At 63.4% G+C, this 14,547-nt stretch carries 15 protein-coding genes; 8 read left to right on the plus strand and 7 right to left on the minus strand.

Annotated elements, in window-relative coordinates:
- Nucleotides 1-153 precede the first annotated feature (153 nt).
- The 3 genes from AC0L24_RS14900 (at nucleotide 154) to yihA (ending at nucleotide 1,887) form a co-directional block, all read left to right on the plus strand.
- The gene (locus AC0L24_RS14900; protein WP_127318876.1) at nucleotides 154-468 is read left to right on the plus strand and encodes a peptidase associated/transthyretin-like domain-containing protein; all 315 of its coding nucleotides are present in this window, start codon (nucleotides 154-156) and stop codon (nucleotides 466-468) included.
- Nucleotides 469-592: 124 nt separating this feature from the next.
- On the plus strand, nucleotides 593-1,231 hold the full coding sequence (locus AC0L24_RS14905; RefSeq protein WP_164873738.1) for a CatB-related O-acetyltransferase: 639 nt from the start codon (nucleotides 593-595) through the stop codon (nucleotides 1,229-1,231).
- Nucleotides 1,228-1,887: a ribosome biogenesis GTP-binding protein YihA/YsxC gene (yihA, locus tag AC0L24_RS14910; protein WP_024502094.1), complete on the plus strand. Its 660-nt coding sequence runs from the start codon at nucleotides 1,228-1,230 to the stop codon at nucleotides 1,885-1,887. Before AC0L24_RS14905 ends, yihA begins: the two co-directional genes overlap by 4 nt.
- Nucleotides 1,888-1,910: 23 nt before the next feature.
- Here the strand turns inward: yihA and AC0L24_RS14915 are convergent, their stop codons facing one another.
- A complete protein-coding gene (locus AC0L24_RS14915) occupies nucleotides 1,911-2,645 on the minus strand; it encodes a TetR/AcrR family transcriptional regulator (RefSeq protein ID WP_127380942.1) in 735 nt (244 codons plus the stop codon).
- A 132-nt stretch (nucleotides 2,646-2,777) separates the two neighbouring features.
- Between AC0L24_RS14915 and AC0L24_RS14920 the strand changes: the two genes are divergently transcribed.
- Nucleotides 2,778-3,977, plus strand: a complete 1,200-nt coding sequence (locus AC0L24_RS14920; RefSeq protein ID WP_127808377.1) for an HlyD family secretion protein — start codon at nucleotides 2,778-2,780, stop codon at nucleotides 3,975-3,977.
- A gap of 22 nt (nucleotides 3,978-3,999) precedes the next feature.
- Nucleotides 4,000-5,598, plus strand: a complete 1,599-nt coding sequence (locus tag AC0L24_RS14925; RefSeq protein ID WP_127808376.1) for a DHA2 family efflux MFS transporter permease subunit — start codon at nucleotides 4,000-4,002, stop codon at nucleotides 5,596-5,598.
- A gap of 200 nt (nucleotides 5,599-5,798) precedes the next feature.
- Here AC0L24_RS14925 and msrB read toward each other — a convergent pair whose 3' ends face one another.
- From msrB to AC0L24_RS14945, 4 genes are all read right to left on the minus strand, one after another.
- The gene (msrB, locus tag AC0L24_RS14930; protein WP_127808375.1) at nucleotides 5,799-6,302 is read right to left on the minus strand and encodes a peptide-methionine (R)-S-oxide reductase MsrB; all 504 of its coding nucleotides are present in this window, start codon (nucleotides 6,300-6,302) and stop codon (nucleotides 5,799-5,801) included.
- 212 nt (nucleotides 6,303-6,514) lie between these two features.
- Entirely contained in the window at nucleotides 6,515-7,072 is a 558-nt protein-coding gene (locus AC0L24_RS14935) for a fasciclin domain-containing protein (RefSeq protein ID WP_027040113.1), read from the minus strand.
- Nucleotides 7,073-7,296: 224 nt separating this feature from the next.
- Nucleotides 7,297-8,025: an anti-sigma factor gene (locus AC0L24_RS14940; RefSeq protein ID WP_127267218.1), complete on the minus strand. Its 729-nt coding sequence runs from the start codon at nucleotides 8,023-8,025 to the stop codon at nucleotides 7,297-7,299.
- Nucleotides 8,022-8,561 (minus strand): sigma-70 family RNA polymerase sigma factor, encoded by a 540-nt coding sequence (locus AC0L24_RS14945; RefSeq protein ID WP_127267227.1) that lies wholly within the window; start codon nucleotides 8,559-8,561, stop codon nucleotides 8,022-8,024. Before AC0L24_RS14945 ends, AC0L24_RS14940 begins: the two co-directional genes overlap by 4 nt.
- A gap of 153 nt (nucleotides 8,562-8,714) precedes the next feature.
- Here AC0L24_RS14945 and AC0L24_RS14950 point away from each other — a divergent pair, with 153 nt between their 5' ends.
- Entirely contained in the window at nucleotides 8,715-10,214 is a 1,500-nt protein-coding gene (locus tag AC0L24_RS14950; RefSeq protein ID WP_473563909.1) for an amidase, read from the plus strand.
- A 159-nt stretch (nucleotides 10,215-10,373) separates the two neighbouring features.
- Entirely contained in the window at nucleotides 10,374-11,267 is an 894-nt protein-coding gene (gene argB / locus AC0L24_RS14955; RefSeq protein ID WP_013528489.1) for an acetylglutamate kinase, read from the plus strand.
- A 162-nt stretch (nucleotides 11,268-11,429) separates the two neighbouring features.
- On the opposite strand, the gene bchE is transcribed toward argB, so the two are convergent.
- Both bchE and AC0L24_RS14965 read right to left on the minus strand, forming a co-directional pair.
- Entirely contained in the window at nucleotides 11,430-12,977 is a 1,548-nt protein-coding gene (gene bchE / locus AC0L24_RS14960; protein ID WP_473563910.1) for a magnesium-protoporphyrin IX monomethyl ester anaerobic oxidative cyclase, read from the minus strand.
- 116 nt (nucleotides 12,978-13,093) lie between these two features.
- Nucleotides 13,094-13,570 (minus strand): Lrp/AsnC family transcriptional regulator, encoded by a 477-nt coding sequence (locus AC0L24_RS14965; RefSeq protein WP_127808371.1) that lies wholly within the window; start codon nucleotides 13,568-13,570, stop codon nucleotides 13,094-13,096.
- A 139-nt stretch (nucleotides 13,571-13,709) separates the two neighbouring features.
- Between AC0L24_RS14965 and phhA the strand changes: the two genes are divergently transcribed.
- Nucleotides 13,710-14,546 (plus strand): phenylalanine 4-monooxygenase, encoded by an 837-nt coding sequence (gene phhA, locus AC0L24_RS14970; RefSeq protein ID WP_127808370.1) that lies wholly within the window; start codon nucleotides 13,710-13,712, stop codon nucleotides 14,544-14,546.
- The last annotated feature ends 1 nt before the right edge of the window (nucleotide 14,547 follow it).

Here is a 14,547-nt window from a genome sequence, read left to right on the forward strand (position 1 = left end):
ACTTTTAGTGAGCATGCTTATTATCATCATGCACATAATCCCGCTGGACGCGGTGCGCAAGACGGACTAAGCCCGCCTGGAAAAAATGACGCATGTGCTGCGACACCATAAAAAGGCTCAGGTAGCAGGCTGTTGCCGGGCAAGGATAGGACGATGAATTGGCTGAAGATCGTGACCGTGGCGGCCATCGCGGGATGGCCGGGCCTTGCGCTCGCAAAGGACGCCGTCAGCTGCGGCGGCGCCGCGATGCTGGGTGGCGCGCAATTGAACTGCAGCCACGTCGAACCCCAGGCGCCGCCTCAGTTTTGCACCTATAGCTGGGCTCTCCACATGCCGGCCGGAGACCAGAAAATCGTCGAAGGCAGCTTCATGCTGCCGCCCGGCGCGGCGAACGTCACCGTCTATCAGGGCAGCGGTTTCGACAGCGCAATGTCCGATCCGATCGTGATCTGTCGCGGCGGCAAATGAGCAAGGCCGTCAAGGAAAGCTCGCTCGTCGCCCGATTGGTGCTATAGGGCGGATCACGCTATTTTGAACGGGCGCATTCGAGTTTCGGATGTGCCTGGCTGCCATTTCTCTGACGGATTTCGACATGGACGGACCCAACCCAGACATCAAGCACCCGATCCCGATGCATACCCGCGTCGGCTTCCTCAAGGGGCTGGTGAATGCGCCGAACATCGAGATCGGCGACTTCACCTACTATGACGATCCGGACGGCCCCGACAAATTCGCCGAAAAATGCGTCCTGCACCACTATCCCTTCATCGGCGACAAGCTGATCATCGGTCGGTTCTGCGCCATCGCCGAGGGCGCGCGCTTCATGATGAACGGCGCCAACCATGCTATGTCCGGCTTTTCGACCTATCCGTTCAATATCTTTGGCCATGGCTGGGAAAAGGGTTTTGACCCGGCGACGTGGTCGAAGGAAGTGCGCGGCGACACCATTGTCGGCAGCGACGTCTGGATCGGCATGGAGGCGGTGATCTTGCCCGGGGTGGAAATCGGCCACGGCGCCATCATCGCCGCGAAATCGGTGGTGACGCACGACGTGCCGCCCTATGCGATCGTCGCCGGCAATGCGGCCAAGGTGGTGAAGATGCGTTTCGACGACCGGACAATCAGGCGGCTGCTGGCGGTGGCGTGGTGGGACTGGCCGGTGGACAAGGTCAGTCGCAACCTCGATGCTATCCGGGGCGCCGATATCTCTCTTCTGGAGGCAGCAGCTTGAACGCTCTGAACAGCAGCATAATCGGCACCGAACTGTTTACGCGAGGGTGGATCTTCATCCGCGGCGTGCCGGCCATGAAATTCCTGCCGCCTGAAGGGCCGCCGGAAATCGCCTTTGCCGGCCGCTCGAATGTCGGCAAGTCGTCGCTGATCAACGCGCTGGTCAACCAGAAGGGGCTGGCGCGCACCTCCAACACGCCGGGGCGCACGCAGGAGCTCAACTATTTCGTGCCGGACGGATTTTCGGGTGAGGGCGCCGACCTGCCGCCCTTGGCGCTGGTCGACATGCCCGGCTATGGCTATGCCACCGCGCCGAAGGAGAAGGTCGACGAGTGGACCAAGCTGGTCTTCGACTATCTCAAGGGCCGCGTCACGCTGAAGCGCGTCTATGTGCTGATCGACGCCCGCCACGGCATCAAGGCCAAGGACGACGAAGTGCTGTCGCTGCTCGACAAGGCGGCGGTGTCCTACCAGATCGTGCTGACCAAGACCGACAAGATCAAGACTGCCGGCGTGCCGAGGCTGATCGAGGAGACGCTGGCAAAGATCAAGAAGCGGCCGGCGGCGTTCCCGTTCGTTCTGGCGACGTCTTCGGAAAAAGCCGAGGGCCTCCAGGAATTGCAGGCGGCCATCGTGCTTGCCGCCAATGGCGGCTAAGCATCCACAGCTTAGAGCATGGCCTACGGCTTGGCCTCGATAGCAATCGTCTGGTGGCCTTCTTCCGCCACAAGCCTTTCGGTGCCGTATGCCTTGAGGAACATGCTGACGCCTGACCTGACGATGCGGTCGATCTCGTCCTGGCTCGGGGCTTTGGTGCGGTAGGCGAAGATGCACTGGCGGAACAGACCGGCCAGGCACAGTTCGGTGAACTGATAGGCGGCAAGATCGACATCGTCGATGCGCAGCAGGTCGCGCTCGATGGCGGCATTGAGAAAGGCCGCGACCTTGTCGTGGCCACGCTTGGGACCGCGCTCGTAAAACCGCGCGCCCATGTCGGGTATCCGGTCGGATGCACCGATCACCGTGCGCTGCGCCTGGATCACCTTGGCCGACGTGATCTTGAGGGCCAGCACCTTGCCGAACTTCACCAGCGTCTCGCGCAGGTTGTCGGCATTGTCCAGCACGTCATACATGTTCTTGAAGATGGTGCCGCGCTCTTCCTCGATCAGCGCTTCGAACAGCTCTTCCTTGTTGGCGAAATAGACGTAGATCGTACCCTTGGAGACACCGGCCTCGCGGGTGATGTCGTTCATCGAGGCGGCTTCGAAGCCCTTGTCGATGAAGACACGACGGGCGCCGTCGATGATCTGGCTGCGCTTGACCGGATCCTGCCCCGCGGCCGGGCGGCCACGACGCAAGCTTTCCAACAGGTCGTCGCACGACTCGTTTTCAACATTGGGCGGGGTCTCGGCCATGAAAGTCACACCTCGAAAATAATTCGAACCAAGCGGTTCGATTGCCCTTGATATGGTCCTCTTTACGCGCTATGTCAACGGCCGGATCGAACCGAACGGTTCAGTATTATATTATAACTTTAGAGAGATGTCATGTCCTCGAACGCGCCGACCACTGCCGAAGTCCGTCCCTTTCCCAACGCCAAGGTTGCGCCGGCGACGGAAGCCCCGGAAGTGCCTGTCCAGCCTGTCTCGTCGCCACCGGCAGAGGCTCCGGCCAAGAAGAAGCGTTCGGTGCGTTCCTTCCTGCTGCCGGTCATCGGCGCCGCTTTGCTGGGCGCCGGCGCCTGGTATGGTTACGACTACTGGACAACGGGCCGCTTCATGATCTCCACGGACGATGCCTATGTCCAGGCCGACATGGCGTTCATCTCGCCCAAGATTTCCGGCTATGTCGATCAGGTCAAGGTCAGCGAGAACCAGCAGGTCAAGGCCGGCGATCCGCTGCTCGTCGTCGATGACGGCGATTACAAGATTGCCGTCGCCCAGGCCGAGGCGCAGATCGCCACCTTGAGCAAGACGCTCGACCGTATCGACGCCCAGACTGAAGCAGCGCGCGCCTCGCTGCAGCAGGCGCAGGCGCAGAAGGTCGCCGATCAGGCCGCCGCCGACAATGCGGCCAAGGTCGCGGCGCGCGCCTCGCAACTGCTCAAGACCCATGTCGGCACGCAGGCGCAGCTGGACGACGCCCAGACGGCGGTCCAGCAGGCCGATGCCGCCCTTGTCGGCGCCGACGCGACGATCGCCGCCGCGCAGGCCAATATCGGCGTGCTGCAGGCGCAACGCGCGGAATCGGCGAGCACGCTGGCGTCCCTGCAGCTCAGCCATGACAAGGCGCTGCGCGATCTTTCCTTCACCGTGCTCAAGGCGCCTTATGACGGCATCGTCGGCAACCGCTCGGTCGAACAGGGCGACCTTGTCAGCCCCGGCCAGAAGCTCGCCGTCATCGTGCCGATGGACAAGCTCTACATCGTCGCCAACTTCAAGGAGACGCAGCTTGCCCGGCTGGTGCCCGGAGAGAAGGTGAAGATCTCGGTCGATGCGACCGACGGCCAGGACTTCGAGGGAACCGTCTCGTCGCTGGCGCCGGCTTCGGGTGCCGTGTTCTCGCTGCTGCCGCCCGAAAACGCCACCGGCAACTTCACCAAGGTCGTGCAGCGCGTTCCGGTCCGTATCGATGTGCCGGCAGATGTCCTGAAGAGCGGCAAACTGCGCGCCGGCCTGAGCGTCATCGTCGCCGTCGACAGCCGTACCGCCCCATCCGGGTCGGCATCAGCGGCAGCGTCGAACTGAGCGGCTGCCGGGGAGCAATGCCATGGCAACCGCAACCCTGACAGCAGGAGCACCGCCGGCGAGGCCGGCTGTGCCTGACACCATTTCGACGCGGCGCGTCATCGCTTTCCTGGCGATGGTGTTCGGCATGTTCATGGCCATCCTGGACATTCAGATCGTCTCCGCCTCGCTGTCGGAAATCCAGGCCGGCCTGAGCGCCAGCTCCGACGAAATCCCGTGGGTGCAGACCGCCTATCTGATCGCCGAAGTGGTGATGATCCCGCTGTCGGGCTTCCTCAGCCGGATGCTGTCGACGCGCGTGCTGTTCACGATCTCGGCGGCGGGCTTCACCGCGGCCAGTGCGCTGGCGGCGACTGCCACCAACATCGACCAGATGATTGTCTACCGCGCCGTCCAGGGCTTCATCGGCGGCGGCATGATACCGAGCGTCTTCGCCGCTGCCTTCACCATCTTCCCGCCCTCGCGCCGCGCCTTCGTCTCGCCGATGATCGGCCTGGTGGCGACGTTGGCGCCGACCATCGGCCCGACTGTCGGCGGCTATATCAGCCATGCCATGTCCTGGCACTGGCTGTTCCTGGTCAATGTCGTGCCCGGCATCCTGGTGACAGCGGCGGCCTGGACGCTGATCGACTTCGACAAGCCCAACCTCAAGCTGTTCAGCAAGTTCGACTGGTGGGGCCTCGCCGGCATGGCGGCTTTCCTGGGCTGCATGGAATATGTGCTCGAGGAAGGCCCCAACAATGACTGGCTGCAGGACCAGGGCGTCTTCATCTGCGCCATCGTCATGACCATCGGCGCGGTGCTGTTCTTCTGGCGGGTGTTCACCGCCGAGGAGCCGATCGTCGACCTGAAGGCCTTCACCAACATCAACTTCGCCTTCGGCTCGCTGTTCTCCTTCGTCATCGGCATCGGCCTTTACGGCCTGACCTATCTCTACCCGGTGTATCTCGGGCGCATCCGTGGCTACGATTCGATGATGATCGGCGAGGCGCTGTTCGTCAGCGGCCTGGCCATGTTCTTCACCGCGCCGATCTCGGGCATCCTGTCGAACAAGATGGACCCGCGGCTGATGATGATGATCGGCTTCTTCGGCTTCGCCACCGGCACCTGGTGGATGACGCATCTGACCGCCGACTGGGATTTCTACGAGTTGCTCATCCCGCAGATCCTGCGCGGCTGTTCGATGATGCTGTGCATGGTGCCGATCAACAACATCGCGCTCGGCACCTTGCCGCCCGAGCGGCTGAAGAATGCGTCCGGCCTGTTCAATCTCACCCGCAACCTTGGCGGTGCGGTTGGCCTCGCACTGATCAACACCGTGCTGATCGACCGCAATGCCTTCCACTACGCAAGGCTCTCCGAGCATGTGCAATGGGGCAGTGAAGCCGCGCAGACCAAGCTGCAGAACATGACGCTCAATTTCGAGCAAACCCCCGGCCTGGACGCGACAAGTGCCGCCATCTCCAAGCTGTCGGGCATGGTCCAGCAGCAGGCGGCGCTGCTGTCCTTCATGGATGTGTTCTTCATGCTGACGGTGCTGTTTGCGACGCTTGGCCTGTTCACCATGTTGATCCGCAAGCCGGCCGCGGCGGCGGGTGGAGGTGGTGGCGGCGGCCACTGATACCGGAGCAATTCCAGGAAAAGTGTAAGGCGGTTTTCCCGGGAAAAGCGCGCAGCGCTTTCCCTTAGGAATTGCGACAAGACAGAGATACGTGGGCAGCTGTTTCGGGAAGCTCCTCCAGTCCACGCCCGAAAAAGCTCTGACCGCGCAAAAAACTCCGGGCCGCAAGCCCGGAGTTTTTCATATCCAGTTGGAATTTGTCAGGCTGTGGTGGGCTCGAAGGTCAGCGCGACGCCGTTGATGCAGTGGCGCAGGCCGGTCGGCGCCGGACCGTCGTCGAAGACGTGGCCGAGATGGCCGCCGCAGCGGCGGCAATGCGCCTCGGTGCGCGTCATGCCGAGCGAGCGGTCCACGGTCGTGCCGATAGCCTTGGGGATCTCTTGCCAGAAGCTCGGCCACCCGGTGCCGGAATCGAATTTCGTCTCCGACGAATAGACCGGCAGGTCGCAGCCGGCACAGGCGAAGATGCCCTTACGGTGTTCGTTGAGCAGCGGGCTGGTGCCGGGATACTCCGTGCCTTCCTTGCGCAGCACGTCGAAGGCGGCCGGCGACAGGATGGCTTTCCACTCGGCGTCGGTCTTGGTGACTTCGAATTTTTCGGCGGCCTGTGCTGCCTGCGGATCGCCCATGCGCAGCATCGTTGCTGCGGCCCCGACGACGCCGATGGCGGCGGCACCGCTCAAAAGAAAGTCGCGACGGTTCATGACCGGTTCCTCCTGATGTCCTTTTGCCAAACTATACCGCCGCGCGGAAATCAAAAGCCGGTGACGGTAGCCCCCTCGAACGAACACTCCGCGCCCTCCCACATCCGAATATGGGCGGCGCGGAGTGCGCGGGTCAATTGCGGATCACGGGAGCGGGATCGTGCAATCGACGGAGGGCCCTTGCTGCCAGTTCGCCGGCAGCAATCCCCTTGTTACATCTTCGGCAAAAGAACCTTGTCGATGACGTGGATGACGCCATTGGACTGTTCGACATCGGCGATCGTCACATTGGCGACATTGCCGTTCTCGTCGGTGACGGTGACCTTGCCGCCGTCGGCCTTGAGCGACAGCTCGCAGCCGCCGACCGTCTTGACCTTGTGGGCGCCGCCGTCAGCCTTGGCCATCGCGGCGACATCCGCCCCCATCGCCTTGGCGCCGATGACATGGCAGGTCAGGATCTTGGTGAGCTTGTCCTTGTTTTCAGGCTTGAGCAGCGTCTCGACCGTCCCGGCCGGAAGAGCCGCGAAGGCTTCGTTGGTCGGAGCGAACACGGTGAACGGACCGGCGCCCTGCAGCGTTTCGACAAGGCCGGCGGCCTTCACGGCGGCGACCAGCGTGGTGTGGTCCTTCGAGTTCACGGCGTTCTCGACGATGTTTTTGTTAGCATACATCGCGGCGCCGCCAACCATCGGGTTTTCGGCATAGGCGGCGGTGGCAAGGGCCGAAACGGCGATCGTACCGGCGAGCAAAAGGGTGGCGTATCTGCGCATGATGTCAAACTCCTCGGGTTTTCTCTTCCCATTTTTGGGGACGCGAGGAGATACGGAACAGAAGTGCGGGAGTTTCAGAAATATTCTTATTTTTTATTTTGCCCGGGATGCCGAAGAGATTTTGCCACGCAACGGCTTGCCGGCTACCATGCTGTCTACGGACGTGGAAGGTGGGAGATACACTTCAGGTACTCTATTTTGAGTCTGGCGACGCCAAGAGCCGGTCAGATGCTCTTCAGGTCGCCGGCGGCGACCACCGGTCCGGTCGGCTGTCCGGTCGGCGAACCGCCTGACGGCTCGAGGCTGACGGCAAGCACCGCGCCCTGGGCAAGCTTCTGCTGGGCCGCCGGTGAGACGACGATATGTGCCGTAGCACCGGTCGGAATGACGCCCATCGAGACCGGCGGGTTCTTGCCCTCGATCATCCACAGCTCGAAGTCCTTGCCGGAAGCACGCTCACCGGAGACATGCGACAGGCCGACTTCGTGATGCGCGGCGTCGTAGACGGCAAGATATCTGACGTCGCTGCCTTCGGCGGCCAGCGAAGCGACGAGGCGCGCCTGCGGCTCCTCGACCGGCGGGTTGAGGACTGGCACGGCAATGTAAATCGCCAGTGCCGCAACCGCAGCCGCGGCAAGGCCGCGCCAGAAAGCGAGGCTGGACCACAGGCCGCCGCGCGATTCGGCGGGCGTGGTCACGGCGGCAGCGTTCGCGAACAGCCGGCGGTCGACCGCGGTCTTCACCGAAACCGGCGGCTCGATTTCCGGGTAGGCGGCGGCCAGCGGTGAGAGACGGACCTCCCATCCCTCGACAAGACGAGCAAAAACCGTATCCGCATCGATGCGGCGGGCGACGATCTGGCGTTCGTCGGCATCGAGCACGCCGAGAACGTATTCGGCGGCGAGCAGGTCGTCGCCTCCACGTTCCGGTCCGGTGTCTTCTGCCAGCGTCATCTTTCCAGACATTCTCTGAGTTTCAACAGGCTGCGGCGCAGCCATGTCCGCATCGTGTTCAGCGGCACGCCATGGCGCTCCGCCAGTTCGGCATAGCTCTCGCCCTTGAGATAGGCGCCCCGGACGGCGGCTGCCCGGTCCTTCTCCAACTCATCGAGACAATGGTGGATACGTTCGGATTCGTCGCCCGCCACCGCCATCGCTTCAGGCCCCGGCGCCGGATCGGCCACGTCGAGCGCGGCATCGATGTCGGCGGCAGGCCTGCGCCGCGCTCGTATGCGATCGATCGCATGATTGCGCGCAATTGCCACCAGCCAGGAGATCGGGCTTAGATCGGAGACGGCAAAACGATCCGCCTTCGTCCATATCTTGACGAAGACTTCCTGTAGCGCTTCTTCCGCATCTCCCCGGTCGTTCAATACACGAAGACAGACGCCAAAAAGTTTCGCGCTGGTCTGCCGGTAAAGCAGATCGAACGCGGCCCGATCCTTCATCGAAGTCCGGACGATCAGCTTGGTGATGTCCTGCGGCGTCATCTGCGGCAAGTTAGGCGATTGCAATGTATTTGCAACGGCGGAAATAACCTTGTGCACGCCTAGGCTTTTATGTGTCGCCAGCCCGGGTCCGTCGACCGATTGCCAATGGAATCGCCACTGGCTAGCTTGCCCTCAGTGATGGGGGGAGCGCGCATGTCGGTCGAACGGATCCTTTGGGAAGAAGATGCCGCGGGCCTCGCCGATCTGGTCCGCAAGGGCGAGGTTTCGGCCGTCGAGCTGACCGACGCCGCGATCGCCCGCGCCGAGGCCACCCGTCCCGACATCAATGCCACGGCCGAACCGCTCTACGATGCCGCCCGCGCCCGTGCGAAGACCGTCGACCGCTCGCTGCCGCTGGCCGGCGTTCCCTTCGCCATCAAGGATCTCGGCATCGCCATCAGGGGCGTGCCGACGCATGGCGGCAGCCGCATTCCGGCATGGCTGGCCGATGTCAATTCGGTGCTGACCGACCGCTATCTCGCCGCCGGGCTTATCCCGATCGTCACCTCGACATCGCCGGAGCACGGGCTTCGATTGATGACCGAATCCAGGGCCTTTGGCATCACCCGCAATCCGTGGAACACCGGCCATACCAGCGGCGGCTCTTCGGGCGGTTCGGCAGCCTTGGTCGCAGCTGGCGTCGTGCCGGTGGCGCATGCCTCCGATGGCGGCGGCTCGATCCGCGTGCCTGCCGCCTGCACCGGGCTTGTCGGCCTGAAGACGTCGCGCGGCCGCACCCCGCTGACGCCGCTGGTGAGCGAAAGCTGGTACGGCATGGTCGTCGACCATGCGCTCACCCGTTCGGTGCGTGATTGCGCGCTGCTGCTCGACCTCACCCATGGGTCCGATCCTCTGTCGCCCTATGCCGCGCCGCCGCCGAAGGGCACGTTCGCGGCCGCTGCCGCACGCGATCCCGGCAAGCTCAGCTTGGCCGTGTACCGCAAATCCCCGCTTGGCCTGCCGATCTCGGACGAGACGTTCAAGGCGCTCGACACGGCGATGGCGCTTGCCCGCGAGGGCGGCCACACGGTCAAGGAGATCGACCTACCCTTTATCGGCCGCGAGTTCTTCGCCGATTTCTGCAGGACGGTTGCCCCCGCAGTCGCCGGCACGATGCGGGCCGAAGCGCTGCGTGTCGGCCGTTCCGTTACCGGCGACATCGAGCGGGCGACGCGGGTGCTCGCCCGCTTCGGCGAAATGGTGTCGGCCGGCGAGACCTATGCCGACCTGCAGCGGCTGCATGCCGCCTCGCGGCAGCTGATTTCGGAGACCGTGCAGTACGACGCCGTGCTGATGCCGGTCATTGCCCACCCGCCGCTCGCCTGCGGCGCCATGGATCCGAAAGGCGCCGACGAGTTCATCGAAAACCTGCTCGACAAGCTTCACCTCACTCCCTTGCTGAAGCTGAAGCCGTTCTTCGGCCAGCTGATGGATAAGAGCCTCTGGTTCACCCATTGGCCGGCGATCCAGAATGTCAGCGGCCAGCCGTCGATCGCGCTGCCGGTCCATGTCACTGACGCCGGCCTGCCGCTCGGCGTCCAGGCGGCCGGCCGTCCGGGCGACGAGGAGACGCTTTTGTCGCTCGCCGCGCAGATGGAGAAGATCTCGGGTTGGCTGGACCGCAGGGCGCCGCTGATGGTGCCGACACGATGACGAGGTCGTGAAGCGCTTGAATATGGCAGCAAAGCCATTTGCGGGCGGCGCCAATTCCCGCTAAGACGCCGCCGTCCTTACCTGATGCATGTCGTCCAAAAGGGTCCAGGGGTTTTGGGACAACGACGTGCTTAAAATAAAAAGCCGGGAACCAAGCCGATGACGGAAATAACCGCCACCGCCGAAATGCAGGCAGCCCTGTTGTCGCGGGCGCTGCCCTACATGCAGCGCTACGAGCACAAGACGGTCGTGGTGAAATATGGCGGCCATGCCATGGGCGACATCGAGCTCGGCAAGGCCTTCGCGCGCGACATCGCGCTGCTCAAGCAGTCCGGCGTCAACCCGATCGTCGTCCATGGCGGTGGCCCGCAGATCGGCGCCATGCTGGCCAAGATGGGCATCGAATCCAAGTTCGAGGGCGGCCTGCGCGTCACCGACCAGAAGACGGTCGAGATCGTCGAAATGGTGCTGGCCGGTTCGATCAACAAGGAGATCGTCGCGCTGATCAACGCCGAGGGCGAATGGGCGATCGGCCTGTGCGGCAAGGACGGCAACATGGTGTTCGCCGAAAAGGCCCGCAAGACCATGATCGATCCGGACTCCAACATCGAGCGCGTGCTCGATCTCGGCTTCGTCGGCGAGCCGGTCGAGGTCGACCGCACCTTGCTCGATCTTCTGGCACGCTCCGAAATGATCCCGGTGCTGGCGCCGGTGGCGCCAGGCCGCGACGGCCACACCTACAACATCAATGCCGACACCTTCGCCGGCGCCATTGCCGGCGCCTGCCAGGCGACGCGCCTGCTGTTCCTCACCGACGTGCCTGGTGTGCTCGACAAGAACAAGAAGCTGATCGACGAACTGACCGTGGCCGAGGCCAAGGCGCTGATCAAGGACGGCACGGTCTCGGGCGGCATGATCCCCAAGGTCGAGACCTGCATCGAAGCGATCGAACGCGGTGTCGAAGGCGTCGTCATCCTCAACGGCAAGACGCCGCATGCGGTGCTGTTGGAACTGTTCACCGAGCACGGTGCCGGCACGCTGATCGTGCCTTGATGGGCATTGATATTCAGGTGATGCCGGCCTGCAAACGGCGACTTTCTCCGCTTCCGGTGCTCACGGACCCGAACGTCCGCTGCGCTCCGGTTCTCGAAAGCCACCGTTTTCGGCTCGGCCTGACCTGAATCTCAACACCCCTTAACCAGGGCACAGCAACAGTCAGGCACTCGGCAAAATCGTGACCTCGGGCGGTGCCAGCTTGCGTACCGGGCGTCGAACGGACATCGATTCCTCCTCGGCGTCCTGCGGCGCGCCCCAGAATTCGGCCAGCGTCGGGCCGTCTTTCACCCTGATGTCGCGGATCAGAAAGCCCCAGACCTCGCGGAACCACACGCGGCGGCCCATCTGCGTGTACCAGCGCATCGAATGGCGCTGCTCGGGATCCTTGTGGAACAGGATGCGGGCCAGCGCCTTCGGCCGCGACTGCACAGCCAGCTCGATCAGCTTGACACTGAAGAACAGCATCCAGGGTTTCAGCCGCGTCATCTGCAGCACCTGGTGCTTGTAGTCCCACAGGCGCGCATCCTGCTGGATCACCTTGCGATCCCGCGCGATGCGGAAGAACGGCGTCCAGCGATGCGGCGTCACATAGAGCGCCTGGATCTGGTCGGGGTCGTAGGCGATGAGCTGGCGAAAGCCGCGCCACAGATCGCGGAACCCTTCGTCCTCGAAGCCGGCCACCCAGGTCGCCATCGACAGGATGCCGTTGAGGCGCAGCAGCCTTATCGCCTCGCGGTCGGATGATGTGCTGCCGCCCTTGCGGATCAATTGAAGCGTCTGCTCGTCGGTGTTTTCCATGCCGAGCAGCCAGCGGATGACGCCGGCCTTGCGGTAGAGATGCAGGGTGTCGGCATCGCGCACGATGTCGTCGGCACGGGTCGAACCGACGATCAGCACCGGCACGTTCTCGGCGATAAGGGCGTCGAGGAAGGCACGCCAGGCCTTCTTCGAGACCGTCGGATTCTCGTCGGCGAGATTGATCAGCTCGACGCCGTGCTCGCGGTGCAGCCAGGCGATCTCCCTGGCGAATTTCACCGGGTCGCGATGCCGCCAGCGGGTCCAGAAGCCGCGCTGGCCGCAATAGTTGCACAGATGCGGACAGCCGCGCGAAAACTGCATGACCACGGCCCGCTTGCCGCCCCAGTAACTGTACCGCGAGTGCTCAATCAACTCCCAGCCGACGCGGTAGGCGTCGAGGTCGGCAATGGTCATGGCGGCCTGTGTGGCGACGGGACGGCCGAGATCGTCGCGACAGGCAATGCCGGCCACGCTCGCCGGCGGCTGGCGCATTTCCAGCGCCTCGACCAGCGCCACGACGGTCGCCTCGCCCTCGCCGCGCACGATGAAGTCGAAAGCATCGGTAGCGGCCAGGATGTCGCGCCAATGATAGGTCGGGAAAACGCCGCCATAGACGATGATGGTCGCCGGCTCCCGCTGCTTGATCTGCTCAGCGATCAGCAAGGCGGTCGGGTGCGCCGAGGTCGAGCCGGAATGGCCGATCAGGACGAAGTCGGGGTGGTCCTCCAGTGCGTTGCGTACGACGTCATCGAGCGGCATCGGCCCAAACTCGGCGTCGACGAGCCGCACCTGATGGCCGGCATCGATCAGCGGTCCGCCGATCGCCAGCAGACCGAGCGGCGGCAAATGATCGTCAGGCACGCGGCTGCCGATGGCGGTGTGCGGCGGATTGATCAGGACGATTTTCATGGCGGACCTCTTGGGCAGTTGGTCCGCGCAAGCTGGCCGGCGATGTGGACACGCGATTGGCCCGTTTCAGCAGTTTGCGTGCAGCTTTTCCCCAAGGAGTGCGAAGAGAGGCATTGTCATCGCCTGAGATGCCCGAGCGGCACATGGCCCGGCCCCTTGATGTTCTGCAGCACCAACTGCGTGTGGACGTCGCGCACGCCGTCGAGCCGCATCAGCCGGTGCATAACGAAGGCGTTGAGTTCGTCGACCGACGGCACCATGACATGCAGTAGAAAGTCATGGTCGCCAGTCATCGTCCAGCACGAGGACACCTCGTTCATGCGCTGCACGGCGGCGATGAAGCTTTCGGGCGAGCCGTCGCTGTGGCTGACCAGGCGCACCTGGATGAACACCTCGACCATCAGGCCGACCGCGCGGCGGCTGATCACCGCGGCAAATCCCTTGATGATGCCGGCCTCCTGCAGCGCCTCGAAGCGCCGCGCGCACGGCGTCGTCGACAGGCCGATCTCTTGCGCCAGTTCGGAAACCGGCTTGCGCCCGTCGCGCTGCAGGACATCGAGCATCTTGATCTCGAAATCGTCGAATTGAGGCATTTTCACTCCGATAGAGGGTTTTGTGAGTGGATGTTATCCCAAATATTCCGTTCGAGCCATCATCAAAACCGATTTGCCTCGGCAAATCCGGTTAGCCTTTCGGCACGTCAGCCATTCATGATTTGCGAGGAGGAAAACCATGACGACGATGAGCGTTGCCGAATATGCCCGCGACTGCGCGGCGCAAGGATTGCGCGGTGACTATTCGGTCTGCCGCGCCGATTTCACCGTGTCCCAGGGTTACGATTACAGCGAAGAAGAGCAGGCGGTGTGGCGCACGCTGTGCGACCGCCAGACCAAATTGACGCGCAGGCTCGCCCACCATTCCTATCTCGACGGCGTCAAAAAACTTGGCCTGCTCGACCGTATTCCCGATTTCGACGAGGTCAGCGCCAAGCTGCGCAAATTGACCGGCTGGGAGATCGTCGCGGTGCCCGGTCTCATTCCCGCGGCCCCGTTTTTCGATCATCTCGCCGATCGCCGCTTCCCGGTCACCAACTGGCTGCGGACTAGGCAGGAGCTCGACTACATTGTCGAGCCCGACATGTTCCATGATTTCTTCGGCCACGTGCCGGCGCTGTCGCAACCGGTGTTCGCCGACTTCATGCAGATGTATGGCGAGAAGGCCGGCGACATCATCGCGCTGGGCGGCGACGAGATGATTTCCAGGCTCTACTGGTACACGGCCGAATACGGCTTGATGCAGGAGGCCGGCCAGCCGCTAAAGGCCTTTGGCGCCGGCCTGATGTCGTCGTTTACCGAGCTGCAGTTCGCGGTCGAAGGCAAGGACGCCCACCACGTGCCCTTCGACCTGGAAACGGTGATGCGCACCGGCTACGAGATCGACAAGTTCCAGCGCGCCTATTTCGTGCTGCCGTCCTTCGACGCCTTGCGCGATGCCTTCCAGACCGCCGATTTCGCGGCGATCGTCGCCCGCCGCAAGGACCAGCCGGCCCTCGATCCGGCGACGTTATAGC

The organism is Mesorhizobium sp. WSM4809, assembly GCF_055811655.1.